Genomic DNA, 24,711 nt, shown 5'->3' with positions numbered 1-24,711 from the left:
CCGACCAAAGAGATGCGCATGCAGGAGGCGCTGCGCGACGCGCTGCACACCGAGATGGCGCGCGACGACCGGGTTTTCGTCATGGGCGAGGACGTCGGGCTATTCGGCGGCGCCTACGGCGTCACCAAAGGTTTTATTCAAGATTTCGGTGAGAAGCGCGTGCTCGATACGCCGATTTCGGAGTCCGCCATCGTCGGCTTGGCTGTCGGTGCGGCGATCAACGGCATGCGTCCGGTGGTGGAGATTCAATTCTCTGACTTGCTGCCGCTGGCGATGGACCAGCTCGCGTCACACGCAGCGCGCTATAACTATATGACCGGTGGGCGCGTCAACGTGCCGATGGTGGTGCGCAACAAGTTTGCCACGCGCTCCGGCGGCGGGCCGAGCCATTCGAGCTGCAATCACGGCGCGTTTATTCACTTTCCTGGCTTGAAGATCGCCATGCCGACGACACCGGCGGACGCGAAGGGTTTGTTGCTGTCGGCGATCCGCGATCCCAATCCGGTTTTGTTCTTTGAGAGTCATCATCTCTATGGTGTCAAAGGACCGGTGCCCGAGGGCGATTACACCGTGCCGATCGGCAAGGCTGTTGTTCGGCGTGAGGGCAAGGATTTAACAATTGTTACTTGCGGCGGCATGGTTTTGAAAGCGGATGGCGCTGCAGATGCATTAAAGGCGAAGGGGATAGATGTCGAAATCGTCGATCTGCGCTCTTTGGCGCCGCTTGATAAAGAAACCATTCTCAAATCCGTCGCGAAGACCAAGCGGGCTCTCGTGCTGGATGAAGGACCGGTCACCGGCGGTATTTCCGCCGAGCTTGCGGCGTTGATTCAAGAGAATCTTTTTTCTGATTTGAAGGGACCCGTCGTACGTGTCGCGGCAGCGCCGATCCCGCCGCCGCACAGTCCGCCGTTAGTTGACGCGATGATCCCCGATGTAGATCAAGTCGTCGACGCGGTTATGCGCCTGGCGGAAGGTGGCAAGATCGCCTGAGGGTCTTCGGAAAACCTCTCGCAGAGGCGCAAAGGCGCAAAGTTCGGAAAGTACATAATGACAAAAGCTCGCGTTGATATGAATGTCGACGCGAGCTTTTTTAATTTCAGCCTATGTACGTTTTTGTTTGTTGGACAGTCTTTAATGGCAATGCGCGGGTTTGAATTTCGCTCGTTGTAGATTGAATAGCGCTCGTGGCACGGCATGATGCAAATCGTTTGCTGGGCCCTCTCTTGCTTTGTTCCCGCGCCAACACGCGACGGTTCAGGTCGACGCCAACATTCAGCGGTCAAGTTGTAAAAGACTGACGTCCGATCTCACGTCATGAAACGGGGCGCGCATCGGTTGGGTGCGCGCCCCATCGACCTTGCTCTTGGGCCTGTCACGCGAAACCCTTCGCTATCGCATAGAAAAGCACAACTTGAAGGCGCCGACCTTCCCCTGAGAGAGCCGGTCCTCTGTCTCATAAATCCCGATTTTGGGATGCAAAATCAGCTACTTACGTTTTCGCCCTGACGCCATTTCAGTTTGCCTAATAGCCGCAGTGACAAGGCGGACTCCGCCAAACCCCAGTGCCTCCGTCCCGCGGTGTCCTTTTCTGTCAGGAAAACGCCGTGGAAATTCGCCATTGAAATGACCAGTTTGGGGGATAAGCGCAATATGTAGTAAAGATTTTTATTGCGCGGGACCATACCCTGTGGTATACGACGTGGTTGAAAGAAAAACGAGGGAGTGTCCAAATATGTACGATGATTTTCTCGCTAGGATTCTGGAGCCAGATATTTTTCTGCCCTCGCAGTTTTACGGGTCAGGGGGGTTGTCCCGTAAGCTCGAAGGCGAAAAGCGGCTCATGATCGCGATCTTAAAAGACGCGGTTGAGTGTCTCGATAAGTTTCGCGGGTCGCACAACAGCTCTGGACGCACTCGCTATTTGAGTGCCCTTGAGTGGGTGCAGGACGAAAACACCGAATGGTTGTTCTCGTTCACCAACATCTGCGATTTGTTGGGCTTTGACCCCGATTATTTGCGAGAAATGCTGCTCAAACGTGAGAACAAGTACGTGAAACCGGTTCAGACACGGGCCTTGTCTTTCGAGGCCTTAACCAGCCACCAGTAGTTTCACCTTGGCCGCGCCCGCAGTGTTTTGATTTCATCTCTGATCAACTGGCCGCGCGGGCTGTTTTCTCCGAAATATTTCACCGCCCTTTCGAAATCGGCGATCGCCTTTTCATCTTCGTCCTGGAGCAAAAAAGAACGACCAAGATGGTAGTGGGCGTCGCCGAGGCGGTCTAGCTTTCCATAGACGATACTCAATCGATAGTGCGGCTTGTCCCAAAGCGGCGCCAGATTGTGGGCATTCAAATAGGCGCCTGCCGCGGCGCGCAAATCTCCCTCCTTTTCAGATAATTCACCGCGATAGAGATAGGTGAGGGGTTCCTTAGGGTCGAGCTCGCCAGCTTTTTCCAGCGCCTTGCGGGCGGTGGCCAGGTCGCCGGTTTGGGTGTAGAGCCGACCCAAATCCCGTTGCAGTTCGGGGTCGTCGGCTTTAAGGCGACGAGCGGCTTCGAGGTTTTGCTGAGCTTCCGGCAACTGATTTTTTAGCATTTGCACAAAGCCCAAGAGATGGCGAGCCTCGCCATTTTCGGGATTTTGCCGCATCTGCTTTTCGTAATCAGCTAATACTGCTGCATCTTCCCGCTGATCGATGCGGATGATGGCTTGGATTTTTCTCAAGGGATCGTGCGGCACTGGCTTCACGTCGCTTTTCGGCAATGTGCGGATCACCAATTCAACATTGGCGACCCGTTCCTGGGTAACCGGGTGGGACATTAAATAGGTTGGGATGTTGACCGGGTTGAGCGCGCGCTCCTGCTCCATGGTTTTGAGAAAAGCCAATGAGCCTTTAGGGTCGTAGCCCGCAGCAGCCATGTAGCGCACGCCAAGGGTATCGGCTTCCATCTCCAACTGCCGGCCGTAGGCGATGTGACGCTGTGCCGACACCGCCTGACCAACCATGCCGGCCGCGTGCGCGCCGGCGCCTGTGCGGGCGAGCAAGATGGCGCCGACCATGCTTAACAGTGAGACTGCGTCGAAGCCCGACATCCGTGCCATGTGGCGCGACTTAATGTGCACAATCTCGTGGCCAAGCACGCCGGCAATTTCGGCGCTGCTTTTGGCGCGCTCGATTAGCCCCGTGTAGAAAAACACCGAGCCACCGGGAACGGCAAAGGCGTTCAACTGCGGATCGCGGACAATGAAAAATCGATAGTCAAACGACTGCGGCCCCATGCTGGCAAGAATCTGCCGGCCCATGCGGTCAAGATAGCGTTCGACTTCGGGATCGCCGACAAACTGCAGGTGCTTTTTGGCTTCGCGGCGAAACTCCCGGCTGATGCGAATTTCTTCATCTTCGCTGGGCGGACTGAAGGAAGGCAAAACCGATGAAAGCTGCTTGGCGCAGCCACCCAGCGGAAAGCCAGCGAGCAGGAGCCAAGCCCATGCGACCTGCCAGGCCCGGCGGGAGCGCCCTTGATGAATCATTGATGGAGTATAGGGAGCGGCCCACTGGCGTGCAACTCCTCGCTACGCTCGGAATCTCAGATTTCAAATCTCAAAAGCTAAGCGCTCCGGTATGAAATATGAGATCTGAGATTTGAGATTCCGAGCGCAGCAAAGCGCGCGCTCGGACATGTTGACGACCCGTGCCAGAGTCCATATTCTTGGCGAGACTTGCACCGTGAGGAGAAAAGATGGCGAATAGATTCGAAGTTCCCGTCGAGAAATTAACCTGGAGATGCGACCTGTCGTATCTGCCGTACACTTGCACGGCGGAAATGACGCCGCTGGAAGATTTCATCGGCCAGGACCGCGCCATGCGCGCCATTGAGTTTGGCCTGGGGGTCGACAAGCCGGGCTTTAATATTTTTGTCACCGGCCTGACTGGCACGGGCAAGACCAGCATCATCAAGGCGTTTCTTGCCAAGGTGACCAAACAACGGGCGGCCTTGGACGCCGACGGACCGGCTCCGGAGGACGTCTGTTACGTTTACAATTTTACCGATGCGGACCGACCGCAGGCGATCCAACTGCGGCGCGGCCGGGGTAAGGCGCTCAAGGCCGACATGGAGTTGTTCGTCCAGCATGTGCAGCGCGACGTCAAGAAAATGTTCGAGAGCGACGATTTTGCGCACCAGCGCCAATCGCTCATCGAACAGCTGCAAAAGCGCCAGCAGCAAATGATGGAAGGGTTGATGGAAGAAGCCATGCAGCATGGCTTTACCCTGCGCATGACGCCGCAGGGGATTGCGCTGCTGCCGATGAAGGACGGCAAGCCGATGCAGGAAGCCGAGTATCTCGCGCTGTCCGCGGCGGACAAGAAACGGCTGGAAGAAACTCGCAGTGGAATAGAAAAGAAAGTCGAGGACACCCTGCGCGACGGCAAGAAGCTTGAACGCGAGATCGGTGAGAAGCTGGAAGGCATGGAGTCCGAAGCCGCCGATTATCTCGTGCGTGGCCCGCTCGCCGACCTCAAAGAAAAGTATGGGGAATACGCCAAAATCGTCGCGTACCTCGACGGCGTGCGCGACCACTTCATGAAAAACTTGCAGCGCTTCAGAGCCGCCGAAGCGGGCGCCGCGGGCGCGGCCGCGGCGGCGGGACCGATGCAATTGGGCGAACCGCCGAGCGATCCATTTTTGCCCTACCGGGTCAACGTTTTCGTCGACAACAGTGAGACCCAGGGACCGCCGATTATCGTCGAGACCAATCCGACCTATCACAATCTCTTCGGTGTCATCGAAAAAAAACCGATGGTGGGCGGCTACATCACCGACTTTACGATGATCAAAGCGGGCTCGATCAGCCGCGCCAACGGCGGCTACTTGGTGCTTTACGATCGGGAGGTGCTATCGAACTCCGGTGTCTGGGAGGCGCTGCAGCGGGTGATCAAAAATCGCGAGCTGCGTATCGAAGAGCCCGGCACGTTCTTTGGCTTTGTGCCGCCGCAGGGTTTGCGGCCCGAACCGATTCCTACCGATACGAAGATCATCATGATCGGCGACCCCGGCCTGTACCGCACTTTGGCCACCGCCGATCCCGATTTCCGCGAGACTTTCAAAGTCAAAGCGGATTTCAATTTTGAAATCGACCGGACCCAGGAAAACATCACGGCCTTTGCCTGCTTTATCAGCGACTATTGCAACCGCGAAAAGATGCGCCACTTCGACACCAGCGGCGTCGCGAGAGTTATCGAGCAGTGTGCGCGCCAGGTGGAAGATCAAAACAAGCTATCGACGCGCTTCAGCGATATGGTCGATCTGTTGATCGAGTCGGACTTTTGGGCGGCCAAAGAAAATGCCGAACTGGTCAGCGCCAAACATGTCGAGCGGGCCATTACGGAAAAAACGTTTCGTCTGAACCTGATCGAAAAGCGCTTGCAGGAGTTAATCGCCGAGGGAACGGTCTTGGTCGACGTGGAAGGCGCGGTGGTCGGCCAAATTAACGGCTTGGCCGTCTATCAGATGGGCAATTTCAGCTTCGGCAAACCATCGCGCATCACGGCTAAGACATTTCTTGGCCGCGGCGGCATTGTCAACATCGAGCGCGAATCTAAGCTTAGTGGTAAGACCCACGACAAAGGCGTGCTGATCTTGAGCGGTTATCTTGGCAGCAAGTACGCGCAGAATCGTCCGCTGTCCTTGTCGAGCAGTATCTGCTTTGAGCAATCCTACGACGGCGTCGACGGCGACAGCGCTTCGTCGACGGAACTCTACGCGCTTTTGTCGAGCCTTTCGGAAGTCCCGATCAAGCAAGGCATCGCGGTGACCGGTTCGGTCAATCAACACGGCGAGATCCAAGCCATCGGCGGCGTCAATCACAAAATCGAAGGCCACTTTGACATCTGCCGGCTCAAAGGATTGACGGGCGAGCAGGGTGTGATGATACCGAACTCGAACGTGCGCAACCTGATGCTGCGGCCCGATGTCATCGACGCGGTGAAGCAAGGCAAGTTTCGTATCTATGCCGTTGGTGCGATCGACGAAGGCATCGAAGTGCTCACCGGTGTGGGTGCCGGCGTGCGCAACGGCGACGGTGAGTTTCCCGCGGACTCGATCAACGGTAAAGTAGAGAAGAAATTGACGCACTACGCCGAGCAGCAGAAGCAAGCGAGCGGTGCCAACAACAATAACAACCAAAGACCGCCGGCCTAAGATAACCCGGGGAGTCGCGCTTTCTCCTCCATGAGCGATATCCGCGACAAAGTCGTGCTAGTCACCGGCGGCAGCGGCGGATTGGGCCGCGCGCTGGGACGCGCATTCGTCGACGCAGGATATCGCGTGGTGCTAACCGCGCGCAGTCAAGCAAAGCTGCAGCTGGCAGCGCAAGCCATCGACAGCGCCCAAGAGCGTCTGCTCGCGTTAACTTGTGACGTGACCAATAAAGACCAGGTCGTTGCGTTGGGCGAGCAGATCCACGCCCGGTGGGGCGGCGTGCAGATACTCATCAATAATGCCGGTATCGCCCGCGCTGTCAGTTTTCTCGATATGACCGACGCGCAGTGGGAAGAAATCCTGCGCACCAACATCACCGGCACCTACAATTGCTGCAAAGTGTTTCTGCCTGACATGATCAAACAAAAGTGGGGTCGGGTCATCAACATCGGTTCGACAACGTGCAAAGTCGCCTACACGCATGTTTCGGCCTACACGACTTCCAAGCACGGGCTGTTAGGATTGACGCGGTCGTTGGCGCTCGAGAGCGCGCGGCACGGGGTCACGGTGAATGCGATCTGCCCGGGCTATTTAGACAACGAGCTCACCCGCGACAACGCGCGCCGCATGGCACAGAAAACCGGCAGGAGCGAAGCGCAAATCCTTGCGACGTTCGCTGCGAGCGCGCCGCAAAATCGCTTAATCGAGCCCGGAGAAGTGGCGAACCTAGCATTGCTGATGGCATCGGAGAAAATGGCGGGCATGACTGGACAGGCGATCAACGTCGACGGCGGCGCGGTGATGGCGTGATGGGAAATGGGGTGACGCAGTAATGGAGTCTCGGAGTAGTGGGTCGCCGCTGCCGTTCTTCGATCGTGACCATGTCGAGTTGCGCGCGCGTGTGCGCGCCTGGGTCGATGCACATCTAGTCAAATCTGTCGCAGTAGAAGCCGACGTTGAGAAAAGCGCCTGCGCTCTGGTGAAGCAGCTCGGCGCCGCGGGGTTTTTGCGCTATGCCGCCGCGAAACAATATGGCGGGGCGCAAGGTGCCGTCGAGGCGCGCGATCTGAGCATACTGCGCGAGGAGTTGGCGCGCGGCTCAGCTCTGGCCGACACCATGTTCGCGCTGCAGGCGCTCGGCAGTTATCCGATCACGCTGGCCGGCAGCGACGAGCAAAAACAACGCTACCTACCCAAGGTAGTTAGCGGCGAAGCCATCGCGGCCTTTGCGATCACTGAGCCGGAGGCGGGTTCCGATGCGGCGGCGTTGAGCACCACCGCGGTCCTCGATGGCGAGCGCTATCGTCTCAACGGCACCAAACGTTTCATCTCCAACGCCGGAATTGCGGATCATTACGTTGTCTTTGCTTCCACCGCACCGGAACAACGGGCCAAGGGCGTCAGTGCTTTCATCGTGGATGCGACGGCACCGGGTTTGCTGCTGAAAGAGAAAACGGCAATTCTCTCGCCGCACCCCATCGGTATTATTGTTTTTGAGAATTGCCAGGTGGCGAAAGACGCACTTTTAGGAATCGAAGGCGAAGGCTTGAGCCTGGCTTTGCGCGCCTTGGACACTCTGCGTATATCGGTTGCCGCCGCGGCTGTGGGTTTGGCGCAGCGTGCTCTCGATGAAGCGGTTAGCTATGCGCGAGAGCGCCGGCAGTTTGGCCAGGCCATCGGCAACTTTCAAGGCATCCAGTTCAAGTTGGCCGACATGGCAACCGAGCTCGAAGCGGCTCGCTTGTTGGTTTACCAAGCCGCCTGGGCCAACGATGTGGGCGCCGGCGATTTTAAACAGAAATCATCGATGGCCAAGCTGTACGCCACCGAAGCGGCGCAGCGGATTATCGATCAAGCGCTGCAGATCCACGGCGGTGTTGGATTGGTGAGCGGCCATATCATGGAGCGCTTGTACCGCGACATCCGTGCACTGCGCATTTACGAGGGGACGTCGGAGATTCAGAAGATCGTGATTGCGCGGCAACTGCTGAAGGCAACAGGCAATAGGCAATAGGCAATAGGCAACAGGCAACAGTCCGGAACTATTGCCTGTTGCCTCGCGGCTACTGCCTATTTCTGGAGGTTTAATGGATTTTGATTTATCGGAAGAACTGATCGCCGTGCGCGACTTGGCTCGGGAATTCGCCGAAAAAGAAATCGCGCCGACGGCGGCGCAGGATGACAAGGAGAAAAATTTTCGCCCCGATCTGCTGAAAAAAATGGGTGAGCTGGGATTCTTCGGAACCATGATTCCCGAGGCCTACGGCGGCAACGAGCTGGGTTTTCTCGCCATGGTGCTGATTACCGAAGAGATCGCCCGAGTGCACAGCGCCATGCGGGTGTCGATCAACATGCAAATCGGACCGGCGGTGACCGTGCTGCAATTCGGTACCGAGGAGCAAAAAAAGAAATTCATCCCGGGTCTGGTCTCAGGCGACACCATCGGCTGTTTCGCCATCACCGAATCGGACGCGGGCTCGGACGTGGCCGGGATGCGCACGGTGGCGAAGAAAGACGCAGAACGATATCTGCTCAACGGCAGTAAGATTTATATCACCAACGCTCCAGTGACTCAGGGTGGGTTGGTTTACGCTTATACAGACCGCGCGCAAAAACATCGCGGCATGAGCGCCTTCTTTGCCGACTGGAGCCAGCCCGGCCTGGCGCGCCGGACCATCGATGCGTTGGGCGCCCACGCTTCACCGTTGGGTGAGTTGAGCTTCGATAACTTTCCGATCCCTGCTGCCAACCTGCTCGGCAAAGAAGGCGATGGCTTCAAAATCTGCATGTGGCAGCTCAATCAAACCCGACTCAACTGCGCGGCCGGCGCACTCGGTGTAGCTCGCGCGGCAAAGGAAGCGGCTGTGAGCTACTGCAACCAGCGCAGCCAGTTCGGCCAAAAAATCGGCGAGTTTCAAATGAATCAGGACATGATCGCGCAAATGATCGCGCACGAAGAAGCCGCGCGCTTGTTGGTGTATCGCGCCGCGTGGCTAGCGGATCAAAAGCGGCCGAATAATTTGGAAACTTCCATCGGCAAGTACGCCGCGGCGGAGGCGGCCAATTACGCTGCCGACGCTGCAATGAAAATCCTCGGCGCCTACGGCTATACCACGGAATTTCCCGTCGAGCGCTACTACCGCGACGCCAAGTCGTACCAAATCGTCGAAGGCTCTTCGAACGTGCAGAAAATGATCATCGCGCAGGACGCGCTGGGGTATCGCAAGGCGAATCGGTAGTAAGGCTAATCATATTGCTCCGCGTTGTGGGCTATCCGCTCCGTCGCTACTATCGCTGGACTATGGTCACGTGAAGAGCTGAACAATTTCGACCAGCGCGTCGATTGTTGTTTGAGCGTCCATTGTGGCGCGAAAGATCTATGGCAAAGGTCCGCCCCGTGCTGTTATGGGGAATCATGCGATGAAACTAGACCTGCCCCAATTTGCTTTCCTGGATTCAAGCGCTTGACGCCAGCGGGTCTGGATCGATCGTAATGGATGAAAGAACTCAGATCCCAAAGTGAACTCGCAGGGGAGCCGTTTTAACCGCGAACATCTTGACGACCGGTTTACCTGTATATACGATTTGTCCATGCTCTATCGATGGGACGAGGGCAAGCGGAGAGCTAATCTCAAAATTCACAAGCTCGACTTCCGTGATGCACCGGAGGTCTTTGAAGGACCCACAGTAACCTACGAGGATGATCGATTCACCTACGGCGAGGAGCGCTTCGTAACGTTGGGGATTCTTAGAGGGATGGCTGTTTCCATCGTTCATACTGAATCAGAGCAACAAATCCGCGTTATCTCTTTTAGAAAGGCGACACGAAATGAAGAAGCTTATCTCTTCAAAAGCCTCCAAAACTGATTGGAAGGGACTGCGCGCAATGAAGGAGCGCCAGATCAGGCTATCGAAGGAGCATCCGGAGCTCGACTTGAAGCACGTGGCTCGCGCGATCGTGCGCAAGGGGCTGCAACCCGTCCCGCCAAAAACATCGATAGCGCTGCGGGTCGATGCGGACGTCGTGGACTGGTTCAAAGCCCAAGGCCCGGGCTATCAAACGCGGATGAACGCTGTATTGCGCGCCTTCAAAGAAGCCTCGATTTGACGAGCTCGTTGCAATATCGCTTTGGCTCGAACTGTTTAGAACGAGAAAAGATGATTCCAGCGCTATCGCGTCTTAGCCGGTGCCTGGAGGATGATAATTCGGGTAGTAAGCCAAGATTGATGGATCGATCCCCATGAAGAGAAAATCAACGCCCCAGTAAGGAATTCTCCGCCGCCGTCGGCCGCGCGCTGCCGCGCGCGGCCCAAACCGCCAGCAAAAGCGCGCGCATGCACGGTGGCAAGGTAGTGGCGGAAAAGCCGTAGCGGGAAGGGTTCGTTTAACCAGTTGACCGGCGTCCGGCCAAGACCTCTACCGCGCTTGAGGAATTCCTAGCTCGGAAAGGTACTCGAAAGTTGAATCGTAGAACTCAGGAGACCGAGTTGGATCGTTTGGGTCACCAGGTGGGACAAAAATTACCATCCCTTGCCGAGCGCGAGTGAGCAGCACTCGATACGCGTTGCAGAGATAGCGCTGGCTATCAACTTTCCCGATATTGGTCCAACGATCGCCGCGGAAATCATGAAAGGTCCATCCTGAACCGGTAAAACGCAGGTCCCCGTCCCATGTCACGCACGCCCAGTCTAATTCCAAACCCTGCACCTGAAACTCCGTGGCGGCGTCTTCTAGATAATAGCTCGAACGCGTATCCTCTTTGTCATTGAGAAACCAATGCACCGGATCAACATCTACCCGAATATCGATTGCGTGAGGTTTGAGACGCTGTGCCTTCGAGGAAGCGACTAAACCAAATCGTTCAGTTCCCCTAGCACGGGAGCGAATCCATTGCTTTGCTCGACTTAAGTCCCGTGTGACAGCGATAGGAAAGCGATCGGCGAGTTGTGCAAAAGACTTGCGGGCTTGTTGCTTTTCGCAGTCGAGCAGAGCCTTGACGAAAGCTGAAACATTTTCAGCTCGAAAGGATCTCAACGAGACCGCGAGATGCAGGCAGTCGTCGATGTGAGTGTTGCGACGCTGCCGGACGATGTCTAAAGCTTCCCCAGCGGCATATTCGCTGTCGGTGAGTCGCGATGAGATATACATGTGCCAATGTGGGAATCTTGAATTCACGGCTTCAAGCCACGCATCGATTCCAGCTTCGCCCGTGTGAATCTCTTGTCCGCCCCCGACAAGACAAACAATCACAGCCCATTCCGAGTGGCGATCCATACACGAAATCAGGAACTCTGCTTCGGAGTCGGAGAAACCAGGCAGATTCTTTTTTCGCCGCATGAAGCTGGCGGTTTGTGACAAATTCCAAGCACGTTGCGCCTCGTCGAAGATCACAACGTGTTCCGCCGGCGGGCCAGAGTCAACAATGCATCATCGCGAAAGTTATGAACATTCTGGATAAAAGCTTTGACGCTTTCAGCAACTTTTCCCTTTCGCACACGCATGCCCATACTCTTTTGCCGTACAACCTCGTCGCGTGTGAGTGCCTCGCGGAGCACCGCTACAAGCGGACCGTTCCCTGAGAGAAATACGGCATGTGTTGGTTGACGAAGGTCTCGACGGCGGGTGGCAAGATTTAGCCCAACCAGGGTTTTGCCAGCTCCAGGTACACCTGTCACGAAACAAATGATTTTACGTTTTTGTTCTCTAGCTTCATCTACGAGTTCTTCAATCCGCCGAGACGTGAGCCTTAGATTCTGCGCTCCCGCATCGTGTCGAGCTATAGCCTCTACTGAATGCTGGGCGTAAAGAGCCCTAGCGGCTTCATGTGGGGGTGGGATGATATGGCGCTCGCGACCATTTTTGGTCGTCAACTACTTCGCCTATTACTGAGCGCAGTGCCCGCTCTATCGCTTCGCGAAATCCAGTAGGATGGACCAAAACTGGACGGTACACGTTGTCCTCGTCGGCACGTAGGTCAAACGGCGCGGATTTCGGCGCTCCCGTAGCTATGAGAATAGGAACAATTGACACCGCATGGCAGGCTTCATGAAAATTCTTAAGATCCAAAGCATAATCCCACACTTGATCCACTGCCGCACGGTCAAATGCGCTGCTGCCCACTTTGAACTCGATGACAAACACAACAGGGCCGATAAGTAACACCGTGTCAATTCGACGGCCTAAGCGTGGGATGTTGAACTCCAAAAACAACGCGCCTGTCAGACCAACTAGGCGATCTTGTAAAAACCGAATCTCTGCTGACCACGCATCCTTCTGGGTTGATAACACACCAAAGTTACCTTTTAATACCAGTTGTCCAACAATCAAATCGGGGTGGGTTTCCAAGAACTTATCGATGGATGCGCTATACCAGGCTCGAGACAATTCAACCGCGGTGCGAGGTTGTTCGGGCGTAGGTTCCATCGTGGGGATCATGCCAAGAAAGGTTATCGAAGTGAAGCTCTAATTATTGCGGCGGCTCAAACGTTAGGTAAGCCCGACTTTGCAATTCGGAACATACGTTTGTGCTTGTTCGTCGACGGTTGTGTTTGATGTGGCTGCGTAATGTGCAGATCAACAGGGTATATTCGGGCCCGAAGGTTCAAAGAAATCGAAAGCGCGACCGGCAAGTGACGCGAGAGTTGCGCAGCGCAGACTGGCAAGTCCTGCGAATCTGGGAACATCAGCTCTCCGCCAAGTATAACGGGCGCCTGATTCTGAAAATTCGGCGCGCTTTGGCCTGAAAATCAATTGGAGAGCTGGGTGGTGGAGCTGCTCAAAGAGTGAAAAGGTCAGACGGTGTCTGCCAAATCATCAAGCATGATTGCCGAGAAGGGTTCTGGGAAATTGGCGGCGGTGATCAAGTCGAGAGTAAAATAAATGTCAACTTGACTCCCTTTTGCCCCTCATGCATAGTCCAAACGTGAGATCTGAGAGACGGAAATTCGGCAAATCTATTCGAGAACAAGCTGCCTATAGTATCACCGAGGCTTCGCGCTATCTGGCGATACCGAGCGCGACGCTGCGATCTTGGGTTGCGGGTCGTAAATATCCCACGGGTTCAGGTCCGCAGTTTTTTCAGCCCGTTATTCAGCTTCCCGGCGATGTGCGTGAAGGTCTTTCGTTCGTCAATCTAATCGAAGCGCACGTGCTGGATGCGATTCGAAGACAGCACCAAGTCCCGCTAAAAAAAATACGAGATGCCATTCGCTATCTGCGAAAGCATTTTTCTGCTCAACATCCGCTTGCAGAGCAAAAGTTTCAAACTGACGGCATTGATTTGTTTGTCGAAAAGTTTGGCAAGCTCATCAATGTCACGCAAAGCGGGCAGTTCGCATTGCGTGAGCTCTTGAAGGCGTATCTTCAGCGTGTCGAGCGTGACGCGAAAGGGGCGCCCATCAGACTTTACCCCTTTACGCGCAACCGTGACGCCAGCGAACCCAGAGTCGTGGTCATCGATCCGGGTGTATCCTACGGGCGCCCTGTTTTAGTCGGGACCGGAATCCCCACGGCGGTTGTGGCCGATCGCTACAAAGCCGGAGAATCGATTGACGAGTTGGCGGAGGATTATGGCCGGTCGCGCAAAGAGATTGAAGAGGCCATCCGTTGCGAGCTCTCGCTCGAAGCCGCCTGAAGCTCTCGTTTTCTTCATCGATCGTTCCCTCGGCAAGAAAGTCGTTGCTCAAGCGCTGCGGGAAGCAGGCTAGCGAGCTGAAGTTCACGACGACCATTTTGTTCCAGACGCCAAGGACGAAGAGTGGTTAATCGAAGTCGGTAAACGCGATTGGATCGTGCTCACCAAAGACGACCGCATTCGCTACCGAGTTACCGAGCGGGAGGCGCTTGAATCAGCCAAGGTCCGCGCTTTCGTGCTCAGCTCGAGTCAGCTCCAAGGGGCTGAAATGGCCCAGGCCTTTATCAAAGCGCTTCCGAAGATGAAGCGACTCATCGCCAACCATGCTCCGCCTTTCATTGCACGAGTTTTTAGAACCGGCAAGGTTTCGAAGTTATAACGACGAGCCAGTGTCCTGCACCGTCAGCGTTTTCGCTGGCATTGTGACTTCACCGAGCAAACGGCTGGCGCGGCACGAAGTAGCGGCTTCCCTGCTCGTTGTCGCCGACGGCTATTGTGTCCACGTCGAGGAGTGCTTTGATGCTCGCTTCATTGATGACTTCAGCAGCCGGGCCAAAGCTGTGCAGGACTCCATCTTTGAGCAGCAGAGCTTTGTCGGCGAACTGTGACGCTAGGTTTACGTCGTGCAGCACCGTCAGGACAGTTATTCGATTCTCGGTGCACAGTTTTTTCAGACCTGCCAGAATTTGCAATTGGTAATTTAGATCCAGATGCAGCGTCGGCTCGTCGAGCAGCAGAATCGATGCCGACTGTGCTAACGCTCGCGCGATCAGGACCTTTTGTTTTTCACCGCCGCTCAAGATGTTGAAGCTTTTTCTTCTGAGGTGCTCTGCACTGACTTGCTGCAGCGCGTTGGCGATTGCTTGGTGGTCTGATCTCGACAACGTCTGGCGATTTGCGTGCGGATATCTGCCCAAGGACACGAGTTCTTCTACTGTCAAGGGAAAGCTCAAGACTGGCTGCTGCGCTACGTAGGCGATAGTTTTTGCCCTTTCTTTCGGAGCGTAAGATGAAAGAGAGCGATGGTGAATTTTTACTGTGCCGTCGCTTGGGGTTAACAAGTTCAAAAGGATTTTCAGCAAAGTTGTTTTGCCCGAGCCATTGGGGCCGATCAAACCGACTAGCTCGCCAGGAGCGATTGAGAAGGTGAGGTCTTTCAGCAGCGGCTTGTTCTGGTAGCTGAAAGATAGATTGCGCACGGCGATGGCGCTTGTTGATTCCATACTCGTCAGAATCCGTAGTCGCCGGTCTCTTTGCGGACCAGAAAGAGGAAAATCGGCACGCCGACCAGCGAGGTCACGATGCCGACGGGCAGCTCGGCTGGGGCGATGACTGTTCTGGCGGCGGAGTCGCACAGCACAAGAAATATGCCGCCGGCGAAAAACGTCAGCGGGAATAAAACTCGGTGATCGACGCCGAAGAGTAAGCGGATCATGTGCGGCACGATTAAGCCGACGAAACCGATTAAACCCGCGATTGATACTGATATAGAAGTCAGGAGCGCGGCAAGCACGGCGTAGATTAGCTGGACACGTCCGGTGCGCACGCCACTGCTTTGGGCGGTTTCCTCGCCCAGCAGGAGCACGTTCAGTTCGGGCGCGAAGTAGCAGGCGATCACGACCGCCAGCGGTATGCACGCGAGCGAAACCCAGGTGGTGTCCCAGCTCGAGCTGGAGAAGCCGCCGAGGAAGAAAAAGATCAACGCTTTGAGTTCTTCGCCGGCCATGAGCATAAAGATCGCAACCAGTGAAGAGAGAAACAGGCCGACGCCCAAGCCGGAAAGTAGCAAACGGAAAATCGAAAAAGCACCATTTCTTTGGCCGAAATAGAAGACTAGCGCTAATGCCGCGAGCGAGCCGATAAAAGCGAAGAAGCTGATCGCCGCGAAATTTGCGACGGGTGAAGCCAGCCGGAAAACGATCGCGGCGGCGGCGCCGAGGGATGCTCCGGACGAAACTCCGAGCAAATAGCTGTCGGCGAGGGGGTTGCGAAACAGTCCTTGAAAGATCGCGCCGGCCAAGGCCAAACCGCCGCCGACCAGAAACGCCGACAGTACTCGCGGCAGGCGCAGGTTAAACAAGATCTCTTTGTCGGTGGCTGAAAGGTTTCCCATCGAAATCGACACTGGGCCGATGCTCAAGCCTATGGCGATGGCGGCCAGAACCGCTAACCATACGATGAGCATCGGTGAAGGTCTGCGCTTCAATGGCTTGAACCTTTCACTCCGGCGTCGCTGCGAAACAAACAACTGTGCAGCTTGGCCAAACCGTCGACGAACATGATGCTGCGGCGAATGTCGGGCTCGTCGATGAAACAAAAGCGCTCATCGCGCACACCCCGGATCGCCGACCAGCCCGGCCGGCCTGCAAGCGTTTTCACAAACGGGCGCTGTTCCGCCAAGAAGATCAGCACTTCGGGATTGCGCTGGATGAGCGACTCTAAACCGACCTGACCCGAGTCGAACGGCATGTCGCCGAATATGTTGACCCCGCCGGCGGCGTCGACCAGCCAGTCCGTGAAAGACGCTTTGCCGACGGTGATCAAGGGCTCGGTCCACATTTGCAGGTACACGCGCTTTATGGGCTTGTCTTTTCTTGCCGCAACGATGGCAGTGAAACGTCGGCTCATTTCGTCGATGAAACTTTGCGCTTTGTGCCGCTGTCCGAGAAGATCGCCGAGCAGCAAAAAGTCCTTGACTAGCCCGTCTTTATCACGCGGCCACAGGCTGACAACTGAGTAGCCGAGATTCTTTAACGGCACGGCGAAACGTTGTTGGCTCGGCCCGTTGGTGAGAATCAGATCGGGTTGGAGCTGGACGATCTTTTCCAGATTGGCGTCGAAGCCGCCGCCGATCTCCGCGATTTGTTTTGCCGCCATACGCTTCGGCAATTCGGCGGGATAAAAGTCGTAACGCGTGCCGCCAACCAGCCGGTCGCAATCGAGCAGGCAGACCATCTCGGAATTAGTCGGCACCAACGACACGACGCGGCGGATTTTGTCGCGGACCGTAACACGAAAGCCGAGATCGTCGGTGATCGTGCGGCTGTCCGCGGTTCCCGCCAGCGCTCCGACAATCAGCAGAACCCGTACTAGCGCGATCATGGCTCAGTAGCGGAACGAAATGTTGGTGAACAGCGCGGTTCCCGGCGCCGGCACGCGGAACGGCTCCGCACCCAAAATACCATAGGTCGAGTATTTGCGATTCGTTAAGTTGTTGATGGTGATCGACCCAGTCCAGTTCTGCCATTGGTAGCTGGCGCGGCTGCCGAGGACGAAATAACTCGCCAGCTTTTTGCCATTATTGGGTTCATCGTTGTTCAAAAACTGCCGGCCGACGAAATTGCCGAACAAGGACAGTGACAAGTTATCTAGCGGATTCACGGTCACGCCGGTGCTAACGCGATGGCGCGGCACCAGCGGCAGTTCGTCGCCTTTCTCAACCTGCCCCGAGAATAACAATACGTCGGTTTCGAACGTAGCTTTGGTGACGGTGTAGTTGACGAAGTATTCCAAGAGTTTTTGATAGCGCGCTTTGAGCGACAGCTCGACACCGCGGCGCAGGGTGCGGTCGACGTTGGCGTTCTGGCCGGTAAACGTGGTCGCGTCGGTCACTTGAAACAATATCTCGTCGCGCACCGGAATGTAGAAAAGCGCCAGACTCCCTTCAAGCCAGGAATCTACATTGCCGCGCACGCCCACCTCGAAATTGCGCGATTTCACCGGCTTCAATTGAACGACCGTCGGAGTGAAGGTCGGCGGCGGGCCGAAGGCGGCAAACTCCTCGGCTACCGGCGCGCGAAAACCTTCGGCATAATTGAAATAGAAACCGAGATTCTTGAGCGGGTTGTAAGTTAGGCCGGCTTTTGGATTGAGCCGGTTGTAAATTTTTCTGAAACTGAAGGCCGGCGACAGGTGATCGACGAAGTTGATCTGATCCCAGTCATAGCGCAGGCCGGCGACCAGATTGAGGCTTTCGAACAATTGATAGGAGTCTTGCAGATAAGCGCCGAGGATGTTTTCTCGCGTGGCCTTATTGGCGTTGAAATCCAACGCCGTGAGATTGGATGATAAATTGCGGCTGTATTCGATGCCCAAGTCGAGTTTGTTGCGCTTGCCAAAAAGATTACCGTCGTGGGTTAGCTGCGCGGTGCCGCCGGCTTGGAGATAATCGACGAGGGCTCGAAACCGGCCGAATTGGCCTACGGTAAAAAGCTCGGTGTCGTTCTTGCGAAAAAAACTGTTGAGCGCCAGTGAGAGATTGGCCGGCAGTTTTTGCCGGAGATTCAACGCGATTTGGTGCAGGCTGCTCGTCGAGAAATCGCCCGGCGTGAAGTTGTCATCATAGTCCACGCGCAACCGCCTCGCCGGCGCGGCGCCGGCTTGTTTCAAATGGTCAAGCACGCGCGTGTAAGCTAGAGTCGCGTCCGTGCCGTCCCCAAGCTTGTAGCCCAATTTGGTGAAAATTCTTGTCAACCGACCGCCGCTATCCTCGCGAAAACCGGCGCCCAGCTCGCGAGTAACGCCGAGATAGTAGTCGAAATTGGGCAGCGGCAGTGGACCGCCGGCGCTAAAAGAATATTTCTGCCGGCCGTAGTTGCCGCCGCCGATGTCAAAACCGAAATGAACTTTGTCAGTGCGACCTCGCTTGGTCGTAATATTGATTACACCACCGAGCGCGTTGCGGCCAAACAGGGTCGCGGTTCCAGGCAAGATTTCGATCTTCTCAACGTCGTTGATTGGGATCAGATCGAAGTTGACCTGATTGAAATCCGATTCATTGACCCGCACACCGTCGACAAAAACGCTGGTCACCGTGACCGGTTGCCCGTTGAAGCCGCGAAAGTCGATGGTTTGTTGGAAGTCGTTGCCGATCGAGTCGTAAAGGACAACGCCGGTCTGGTATTGGAGAACTTCTTGGACGGTTTTCGCGCCAAGCTTCTGAATCTCCTCGGCAGTGATCGAGATGACTTTGCCAGGAACGCGTGTAACCGGTTCTTCAACATCCCGCAGGCGGCTCGAGGTGACGACGACCGGCGGCAGCGTGTCTTGCGGATACGCGACTGCTGGATGGAAAAGCAAAAATAGAAAAACTAAAGCCCGAGCTTTCATGAAAACCTCCTCGCCCACGAAGGGGTTGTGTTGAGGCAGATCGGATAGGTCTCCTGGCTCGAGCATCAAACCTACTCGCCGCGTCTTCCCGCCCAGACAATTTTAGATTTTGGATTGGCGATTTTGGATGGAACCCAAACACCGCCGTGCCAAAATCTAAGCAAGTTGGAGCAGTGACTCAATTGCGGGTTTCGTAGCTCCTACAGTTGCGGGGCAGCAGAGGCCTATCGAAGTATGAATTATGAAAGACGAAAGAATTCATTCTTCCGTTTTCCGCCTTCATCCTTTCGCGATCACCTCTTTCCCTTACATCCGTCCGCAGTTGTTTTAGCTGGTTTGGTTTTCCTCCCAATTCAGTTTCGTGCTTCGTTCAGGCGAAATTCGATGGGGATTTTGACCCAACTTTCGACCGCCCTCTCACCTTGGCGCGCGGGTGAGAAACGCCAACGTCTAATCGCGTCGCGCGCGGCCTGGTCGAGAACTTCGCTGCCGGAACTTGTGTCGACTTCGACCACTTTCGAGCGCCCTTCTGCATCGACCAACACTTGCAGCAACACGCGTCCTTCTTTGCCTTCGCGACGGGCGCGCTCGGGATAGTCGGGTTTGGTAGTTGTCCGGTAAGAGGCTCCCACGTAGGTTGCAGTTTCTGCTCGCCCGCCCGCGCCATCACTGTTGCTAGCGTGGCCTTGCCCGGTCCGACGGCTCGCCGCTGTGCCAATACCGTCAGCGAAGCCATGTGTGAAACCGCCTTCACTGTTGAGAGTGGTGCCTGTGTGCGGAGCAACGACTGGTTTGACTGATTCCGCGGCGTCTATAACGATGCCACTCTCTGCGCTGACCAGGGGCGCAGTTACGCCGATGGTCTCGTGTGTCACGGACGTTGGTTGCGGTTCGCCGGCCGCCCCTGCGACGCTATTTCGTACCATCTCTGGCGCTCTACTTGGCGACCTCGCGGCTGTGCTAGCCGGCGATGCTTCCATCGCCGTGTCAGCATCGCCGGCGCTAATCACTGTTATGGGCACTGCGGACGTCACCAGCGCTGGCGGGCGCAGATTGCCAATAGGCAGCAGAGCTGCGTGCAACGCAAGCGAAGCAATTAAGAAAGAGGCCATTCTCATGATGACGAAGTCGCTGGCCTCAACAAAACTAAAAAGGGAAAGTGCAACACCTTTCTCTCTTCTCCGGAGAGGCCGGTCGAGATCGCTCCAGGTAGGTCTCCTGACTTATGGGCGCGAAGTTCTCATTCAAGAAATTCGCTTTCCGCAGCCTTCCCATCCTGCGACGATGCTCAGGACAGTGACTTTGTTCGCGGAACTCTTACCCAATCACAGTGGCGGGACCGCGCCGGATTTGCACCGGCTTCCCTTGTCACCTGGAACCGTAAACTGATGGGGAGAATTATACCCGGATCGTTTAACTGTCAAGGAGTTTTTGAAAATGACGGTAGCGGCGACTGTTGGTCGCCTTTACCTAGAGAATCAACCAAAACATGATTGGAATCGTGAACACTGAAATAAAAGTGCTGAGCACGACGATAGACGCGGCGAGATCGGGGTCTTGGCGGTATTTCTCGGTGAGAATGAAATTGATCACCGCTGCCGGCAGACAACCGTAAAGCAAGAGCACTTGGCGGTTGACGCCTTGCGCGCCGATTAGAGTCACCGCAGCAAACGCCGCGGCTGAGCCGCCAAAAATGCGCACCAGCGCGCCGCCAAGGGCGTGGCCCCATTTGATCGATTCGACGTCGTAGAGGCGATAGCCCAGGCTGATCAACATGATGGGGATGCTCGCCTGTCCAAGGAGCGAGAACGGCTGTAGAAGCAATTCGGGAATTTTGAGATGGGTAAGATTGACAGTAAGTCCGGCGATGGTCGCATAGATGAGCGGCAAGCGAAAAGTTTCTTGCCAATTGCCGCGGCCGTTCAGAATATAAATGCCCAGGGTGTATTGCAGAAAAGTGATGATCACGAACATCAACGTCGCGCGCTGCATGCCCGCTTGGCCAAAAGCAAAGAGGGCAAGTGGAATGCCCATGTTGCCTGCGTTCATGAACAACGAAGGCAGGGCGAAACCACGCGAAGAGAACCGAAAGCTCAGAAAGTAGCCTTTGATCAAAAGACCGACGCCAGCAAAAATAATCAGCACACCGAAAAACAACGCGGCAATGTCGGCGAGAAAAATCGGTCGGCTTGCCAGAGAACTGAACACTAACGAAGGCGTCCCGAGATACACGATGATTTCAGTAACCGGAGCCAGATTGATTTTCTTAAAGCGCGCAAAGATAAAACCGGCGGCGACTAGCATGAAGACCGGAACTACTGGCGCAAGAGGTTTGAAGAGGTCCATGTCTTTGAAAGTAAAGAGAAAATTATAGCGACGCGAAAAGTACGAGACTGAGGGTTTCGCTGACCTCGATGAGAGCGCCAAATCGATGATGGCTGATCTCGGACACCTGGCGCTGACAATAAGCGCGAAACAGCAGCGCCACGATAGAAATAGTTAGCCCGACCCATAAACCGGCGCGGCCAGTCAGGTAAATCGTGATCGCTAAAGTCACTGCGGTTGCGACAAACAGATGCCAAGCGGTGACTTGTTTGGCAACGCGCCATGCCAAGTCTTCGCTCTCCAAGTTAGGACCATAGAGAAAAACAACCAAAGCCCAACGCGCGAGCGCCGGGGCGAGCAGCAGGTGGATGGAACGAGTTTCGCCCATGACCTCGATTGCGCGGATTTTGAAAATAATCACCAAGACCACCGCGATCATGCCGTAAACTGTGCCGGCGGAGAGATGGTCGATCTTATGTCGCCGGGCGACCAGTAGGTCGGTGGTTTTTTGCAAGCCCTCCAGGTGAATCGCCGCGGTCACGATGATGAGAGCGAAAACCAAAACCGCGGCCTCGATCTCCGATTCCAGCGCACGGCCAAGCAGCCGATTGAGAACTATCAGCCCCAAACCGATGGCGAATCCAACGAAGGGAAAATAGATGGCGGCCCTGCCGATTTGTTCCGGAGCTCCCGGTGCGGCGCCAAAACGCCCGGCGATGGTCAAGAATTTTGTCGCAATCCTGGCGTTTTTCATGGCCTAACCCTTTTCGCCCACGCCGTAAGCGGTGTCAATCGGGGCGCTTTCGCCTGGGCCCTTGGGAAGGGTGCTAGCCGAGGGCCTGGTGAAGCAAGTTTTTCTTTTAAAATTCGCTATTCCGAGCCTCTGGCGGGACTTTACTTCGCACCCCGTTTCCGGTATATTTTCTAGTGCGCAGAAACTCGTCTAACCCTAGAACTTTTCAGCAAATTTTTCGGATTGTGAATAGGTAGAAATGGCTGAAGCAAAACCCCAGTCAGCGGCCGATTATAACGCCGACAATATCAAAGTTCTCGAAGGGCTCGAGGCGGTCAGAAAACGCCCAGGCATGTACATCGGCGACACTAGCGAGCGTGGTCTGCATCATTTGGTCTACGAAGTTGTTGATAACTCCATCGATGAAGCGCTAGCCGGCCATTGCAGTCAAATCGAAGTCACCATTCACATCGACAGCAGCGTCACCGTTGTTGACAACGGGCGCGGCATCCCGGTGGATATCCATCCAACGGAAAATGTTTCAGCAGCGGAAGTTGTGCTCACCAAACTGCATGCTGGCGGCAAGTTTGACAAATCTTCTTACAAAGTCTCCGGCGGTTTGCACGGCGTTGGTATTTCGGTCGTCAATGCGTTGTCGGAAACTTTAGAAGTCGAGATCAAGCGCGACGGCAAAGTTTACCAACAAGCTTACCGGCGCGGCGACCCCCAGGCACCGCTCAAAGAAGTCGGCGTTACCAAAGAGCGCGGCACCAAGGTCACTTTCAAGCCGGACAATCAGATCTTCGAAACCACCGAATTCAACTACGACATGTTGTCGCAGCGCATGCGCGAGCTGGCGTTTCTCAATCGCGGCGTGAAAATTAACATCGAAGACGAACGGGCGCAAAAAAAGCACGAGTTCTTCTACGAAGGCGGTCTGCTCTCGTTTGTCGAGCATTTAAACCGCGCCAAGACCGCGATCCATCCTAAAGTTGTTCATTTCGAGGGCGAGAAAGATGGCGTTGGTGTCGAGATCGCCATGCAGTGGAACGAAAGCTACGCTGAAAGCGTTTATTCCTTCGCCAACAACATCAACACCATCGAAGGCGGCACCCACCTGATCGGCTTTCGCTCGGCGCTCACCCGCTCGATTAACAATTACGCGGTGAGCAGCAGCATGCTGAAAAAAGACGACGAAAACCTGCAAGGCGACGACGTCCGCGAGGGGTTGACCGCGGTCATCAGCGTCAAAGTCCCGGAACCGCAGTTCGAGGGGCAAACCAAGACCAAGCTCGGCAATAGCGAAGTCAAAGGTATCGTCGAAGCGCTGGTCAATGAAAAATTGAGCAACTTTCTCAACGAGCATCCGGCGGATGGCAAGAAAATCGTGGCGAAGGGCGTCGAAGCCGCGCGCGTGCGCGAGGCGACGCGCAAGGCCAAAGAATTGGCGCGGCGCAAAGGCGCCCTCGATTCCGGTTCGCTGCCCGGCAAGCTTGCCGACTGCCAAGAGCGCGACCCAGCTCTAAGCGAACTCTATCTGGTCGAGGGTGATTCCGCCGGCGGCTCGGCAAAGCAGGGCCGCGACCGGCGCAATCAAGCGATTCTGCCGTTGAAAGGCAAGATCTTAAACGTTGAAAAAGCGCGCTTCGACAAAATGCTGTCATCGCAGGAAATCCGCCTGATGATCACGGCGCTTGGCACCGGCGTCAAGGACGACTATGACGAAAGCAAGCTGCGCTATCATTCGATCATCATCATGACCGACGCGGACGTCGACGGCTCGCATATCCGCACGCTGCTCCTGACATTTTTCTATCGGCAGATGCCCAAGTTGGTGGAAAATGGCCACCTGTTTATTGCCCAGCCACCACTCTACAAAATCAAAAAAGGCAAACAGGAGCGCTATCTCAAAGATGAGGCGATGCTGGAAGATCATCTGATCGAGCTCGGCACCGATAGCGTGCGGCTGCATGCCGCGCAAAATGGCAACGGCAATGGCAGCGGTCTCACCGGTCAGCCGCTGCAGGGCTATATCAAGAAGATCGCGCGCTGGGAAAAGCTGATGGGCACACTCAGCCGCAAACGAAAAAATCGCGTGGTGGTCGAGGCCCTGTTGCTCGAAGAGGGTTTCGGCGAAGCGACGTTAAAAGATAAAAACGCTCTGCAAAGTTTGCAAACGCGGTTGGCTTCCTATGTGGCGTTGGTGGCGCCGGAGCTGGCGCCACTTACCTGCCAACTCGAAGACGACGCCGAGCACAACTGCCATAGACTCGTCGTCGGTGCGCGCGCCAACGGCACCGGCTATCACACGGTGATCGATCGTGAATTTCTCATCAGCCCGGAGTTTCGCGAGATTAAGAAAATCTTCGCCGAGCTTTCCGCCATCGGCATGCCGCCCTATGCGATTGAAAATGGCGATGACAAAACCCAAGCGAAGTCGCTGAGCGAAATCTACTCCTACGTCATGGACGGCGGCAAAAAGGGCCAATACATCCAGCGCTACAAGGGTTTGGGCGAGATGAATCCCGAACAGCTCTGGGAGACGACGATGAATCCCGAATCGCGCGTGCTCTTGCAGGTGCGCATCGAAGACGCGGTCGAAGCCGACGAAATCTTCTCGACACTGATGGGCGACGAGGTCGAACCGCGCCGCAAGTTCATCGAAGAGCACGCCTTGACGGTGAAGAATCTGGATATCTAACGGATT

18 protein-coding genes, 2 pseudogenes and 2 riboswitches are annotated in these 24,711 nt (G+C 55.6%); of the genes and pseudogenes, 11 read left to right on the top strand and 9 right to left on the bottom strand.

Features of this window, described 5'->3' with window-relative positions:
- The first annotated feature begins 12 nt into the window (after window positions 1-12).
- Both FJ145_10735 and FJ145_10730 read left to right on the top strand, forming a co-directional pair.
- Window positions 13-993, top strand: coding sequence for an alpha-ketoacid dehydrogenase subunit beta (locus tag FJ145_10735; GenBank protein ID MBM4261893.1), 981 nt, complete (start codon window positions 13-15; stop codon window positions 991-993).
- A gap of 742 nt (window positions 994-1,735) precedes the next feature.
- Window positions 1,736-2,110 (top strand): hypothetical protein, encoded by a 375-nt coding sequence (locus tag FJ145_10730; protein MBM4261892.1) that lies wholly within the window; start codon window positions 1,736-1,738, stop codon window positions 2,108-2,110.
- 2 nt (window positions 2,111-2,112) lie between these two features.
- On the opposite strand, the gene FJ145_10725 is transcribed toward FJ145_10730, so the two are convergent.
- Window positions 2,113-3,534, bottom strand: coding sequence for a tetratricopeptide repeat protein (locus tag FJ145_10725; protein MBM4261891.1), 1,422 nt, complete (start codon window positions 3,532-3,534; stop codon window positions 2,113-2,115).
- 209 nt (window positions 3,535-3,743) lie between these two features.
- On the opposite strand from FJ145_10725, the gene FJ145_10720 reads away from it, so the two are divergent.
- The 6 genes from FJ145_10720 to FJ145_10695 all read left to right on the top strand — a co-directional run bounded on the left by FJ145_10720 (window position 3,744) and on the right by FJ145_10695 (window position 10,311).
- Complete coding sequence (locus FJ145_10720) at window positions 3,744-6,203, top strand: hypothetical protein (protein MBM4261890.1); 2,460 nt, start codon at window positions 3,744-3,746, stop codon at window positions 6,201-6,203.
- A gap of 30 nt (window positions 6,204-6,233) precedes the next feature.
- Complete coding sequence (locus FJ145_10715) at window positions 6,234-7,013, top strand: SDR family oxidoreductase (GenBank protein ID MBM4261889.1); 780 nt, start codon at window positions 6,234-6,236, stop codon at window positions 7,011-7,013.
- A gap of 22 nt (window positions 7,014-7,035) precedes the next feature.
- Window positions 7,036-8,217 (top strand): acyl-CoA dehydrogenase, encoded by a 1,182-nt coding sequence (locus FJ145_10710; GenBank protein MBM4261888.1) that lies wholly within the window; start codon window positions 7,036-7,038, stop codon window positions 8,215-8,217.
- A gap of 73 nt (window positions 8,218-8,290) precedes the next feature.
- Window positions 8,291-9,442 (top strand): acyl-CoA dehydrogenase, encoded by a 1,152-nt coding sequence (locus FJ145_10705; GenBank protein ID MBM4261887.1) that lies wholly within the window; start codon window positions 8,291-8,293, stop codon window positions 9,440-9,442.
- A 352-nt stretch (window positions 9,443-9,794) separates the two neighbouring features.
- Entirely contained in the window at window positions 9,795-10,070 is a 276-nt protein-coding gene (locus tag FJ145_10700; GenBank protein MBM4261886.1) for a BrnT family toxin, read from the top strand.
- On the top strand, window positions 10,033-10,311 hold the full coding sequence (locus FJ145_10695) for a BrnA antitoxin family protein (GenBank protein MBM4261885.1): 279 nt from the start codon (window positions 10,033-10,035) through the stop codon (window positions 10,309-10,311). Before FJ145_10700 ends, FJ145_10695 begins: the two co-directional genes overlap by 38 nt.
- 309 nt (window positions 10,312-10,620) lie before the next feature.
- On the opposite strand, the pseudogene FJ145_10690 reads toward FJ145_10695, so the two are convergent.
- Window positions 10,621-12,627: pseudogene (locus tag FJ145_10690) on the bottom strand (DUF2075 domain-containing protein).
- Between the two features lie 484 nt (window positions 12,628-13,111).
- Here FJ145_10690 and FJ145_10685 point away from each other — a divergent pair.
- Entirely contained in the window at window positions 13,112-13,837 is a 726-nt protein-coding gene (locus FJ145_10685; protein ID MBM4261884.1) for a DUF433 domain-containing protein, read from the top strand.
- Window positions 13,773-14,216, top strand: a pseudogene (locus FJ145_10680) (hypothetical protein). Before FJ145_10685 ends, FJ145_10680 begins: the two are co-directional and overlap by 65 nt.
- Before the next feature lie 49 nt (window positions 14,217-14,265).
- Here FJ145_10680 and FJ145_10675 read toward each other — a convergent pair.
- The 7 genes from FJ145_10675 to FJ145_10645 form a co-directional block, all read right to left on the bottom strand.
- Window positions 14,266-15,060 carry an ABC transporter ATP-binding protein gene (locus FJ145_10675; GenBank protein ID MBM4261883.1) on the bottom strand — a complete coding sequence of 265 codons (795 nt, stop codon included), beginning with the start codon at window positions 15,058-15,060 and terminating at the stop codon, window positions 14,266-14,268.
- Between the two features lie 5 nt (window positions 15,061-15,065).
- The gene (locus tag FJ145_10670; protein ID MBM4261882.1) at window positions 15,066-16,022 is read right to left on the bottom strand and encodes an iron ABC transporter permease; all 957 of its coding nucleotides are present in this window, start codon (window positions 16,020-16,022) and stop codon (window positions 15,066-15,068) included.
- Window positions 16,023-16,039: 17 nt separating this feature from the next.
- A complete protein-coding gene (locus FJ145_10665) occupies window positions 16,040-16,939 on the bottom strand; it encodes a hypothetical protein (protein ID MBM4261881.1) in 900 nt (299 codons plus the stop codon).
- Window positions 16,940-16,942: 3 nt separating this feature from the next.
- Complete coding sequence (locus FJ145_10660) at window positions 16,943-18,946, bottom strand: TonB-dependent receptor (GenBank protein ID MBM4261880.1); 2,004 nt, start codon at window positions 18,944-18,946, stop codon at window positions 16,943-16,945.
- Window positions 18,947-18,971: 25 nt separating this feature from the next.
- A riboswitch (cobalamin riboswitch) is annotated at window positions 18,972-19,277 on the bottom strand.
- 22 nt (window positions 19,278-19,299) lie between these two features.
- Entirely contained in the window at window positions 19,300-20,064 is a 765-nt protein-coding gene (locus tag FJ145_10655; protein ID MBM4261879.1) for an energy transducer TonB, read from the bottom strand.
- Window positions 20,065-20,136: 72 nt separating this feature from the next.
- Window positions 20,137-20,369: riboswitch (cobalamin riboswitch) on the bottom strand.
- Window positions 20,370-20,416: 47 nt separating this feature from the next.
- Window positions 20,417-21,292, bottom strand: a complete 876-nt coding sequence (locus FJ145_10650; protein MBM4261878.1) for an AEC family transporter — start codon at window positions 21,290-21,292, stop codon at window positions 20,417-20,419.
- Window positions 21,293-21,314: 22 nt separating this feature from the next.
- Window positions 21,315-22,025: a hypothetical protein gene (locus tag FJ145_10645; GenBank protein ID MBM4261877.1), complete on the bottom strand. Its 711-nt coding sequence runs from the start codon at window positions 22,023-22,025 to the stop codon at window positions 21,315-21,317.
- 238 nt (window positions 22,026-22,263) lie between these two features.
- Between FJ145_10645 and gyrB the strand changes: the two genes are divergently transcribed.
- Window positions 22,264-24,705, top strand: coding sequence for a DNA topoisomerase (ATP-hydrolyzing) subunit B (gyrB, locus tag FJ145_10640; GenBank protein ID MBM4261876.1), 2,442 nt, complete (start codon window positions 22,264-22,266; stop codon window positions 24,703-24,705).
- Window positions 24,706-24,711: the final 6 nt, after the last annotated feature.

This window comes from Deltaproteobacteria bacterium (assembly GCA_016874755.1).
Classification (GTDB): Bacteria; Desulfobacterota; Binatia; order UBA9968; family UBA9968; genus DP-20.
This window is presented reverse-complemented; position numbering and strand designations above follow the sequence as displayed.

Coding starts and splice junctions, on each gene's coding strand:
- FJ145_10660 (MBM4261880.1), bottom strand. CDS start 18,946: ATGAAAGCTCGGGCTTTAGTTTTTCTATTTTTGCTTTTCCATCCAGCA.
- FJ145_10735 (MBM4261893.1), top strand. CDS start 13: ATGCGCATGCAGGAGGCGCTGCGCGACGCGCTGCACACCGAGATGGCG.
- FJ145_10675 (MBM4261883.1), bottom strand. CDS start 15,060: ATGGAATCAACAAGCGCCATCGCCGTGCGCAATCTATCTTTCAGCTAC.
- FJ145_10730 (MBM4261892.1), top strand. CDS start 1,736: ATGTACGATGATTTTCTCGCTAGGATTCTGGAGCCAGATATTTTTCTG.
- FJ145_10655 (MBM4261879.1), bottom strand. CDS start 20,064: ATGAGAATGGCCTCTTTCTTAATTGCTTCGCTTGCGTTGCACGCAGCT.
- FJ145_10715 (MBM4261889.1), top strand. CDS start 6,234: ATGAGCGATATCCGCGACAAAGTCGTGCTAGTCACCGGCGGCAGCGGC.
- FJ145_10705 (MBM4261887.1), top strand. CDS start 8,291: ATGGATTTTGATTTATCGGAAGAACTGATCGCCGTGCGCGACTTGGCT.
- gyrB (MBM4261876.1), top strand. CDS start 22,264: ATGGCTGAAGCAAAACCCCAGTCAGCGGCCGATTATAACGCCGACAAT.
- FJ145_10685 (MBM4261884.1), top strand. CDS start 13,112: ATGCATAGTCCAAACGTGAGATCTGAGAGACGGAAATTCGGCAAATCT.
- FJ145_10645 (MBM4261877.1), bottom strand. CDS start 22,025: ATGAAAAACGCCAGGATTGCGACAAAATTCTTGACCATCGCCGGGCGT.
- FJ145_10720 (MBM4261890.1), top strand. CDS start 3,744: ATGGCGAATAGATTCGAAGTTCCCGTCGAGAAATTAACCTGGAGATGC.
- FJ145_10670 (MBM4261882.1), bottom strand. CDS start 16,022: ATGCTCATCGTATGGTTAGCGGTTCTGGCCGCCATCGCCATAGGCTTG.
- FJ145_10695 (MBM4261885.1), top strand. CDS start 10,033: ATGAAGAAGCTTATCTCTTCAAAAGCCTCCAAAACTGATTGGAAGGGA.
- FJ145_10650 (MBM4261878.1), bottom strand. CDS start 21,292: ATGGACCTCTTCAAACCTCTTGCGCCAGTAGTTCCGGTCTTCATGCTA.
- FJ145_10665 (MBM4261881.1), bottom strand. CDS start 16,939: ATGATCGCGCTAGTACGGGTTCTGCTGATTGTCGGAGCGCTGGCGGGA.
- FJ145_10700 (MBM4261886.1), top strand. CDS start 9,795: ATGCTCTATCGATGGGACGAGGGCAAGCGGAGAGCTAATCTCAAAATT.
- FJ145_10725 (MBM4261891.1), bottom strand. CDS start 3,534: ATGATTCATCAAGGGCGCTCCCGCCGGGCCTGGCAGGTCGCATGGGCT.
- FJ145_10710 (MBM4261888.1), top strand. CDS start 7,036: ATGGAGTCTCGGAGTAGTGGGTCGCCGCTGCCGTTCTTCGATCGTGAC.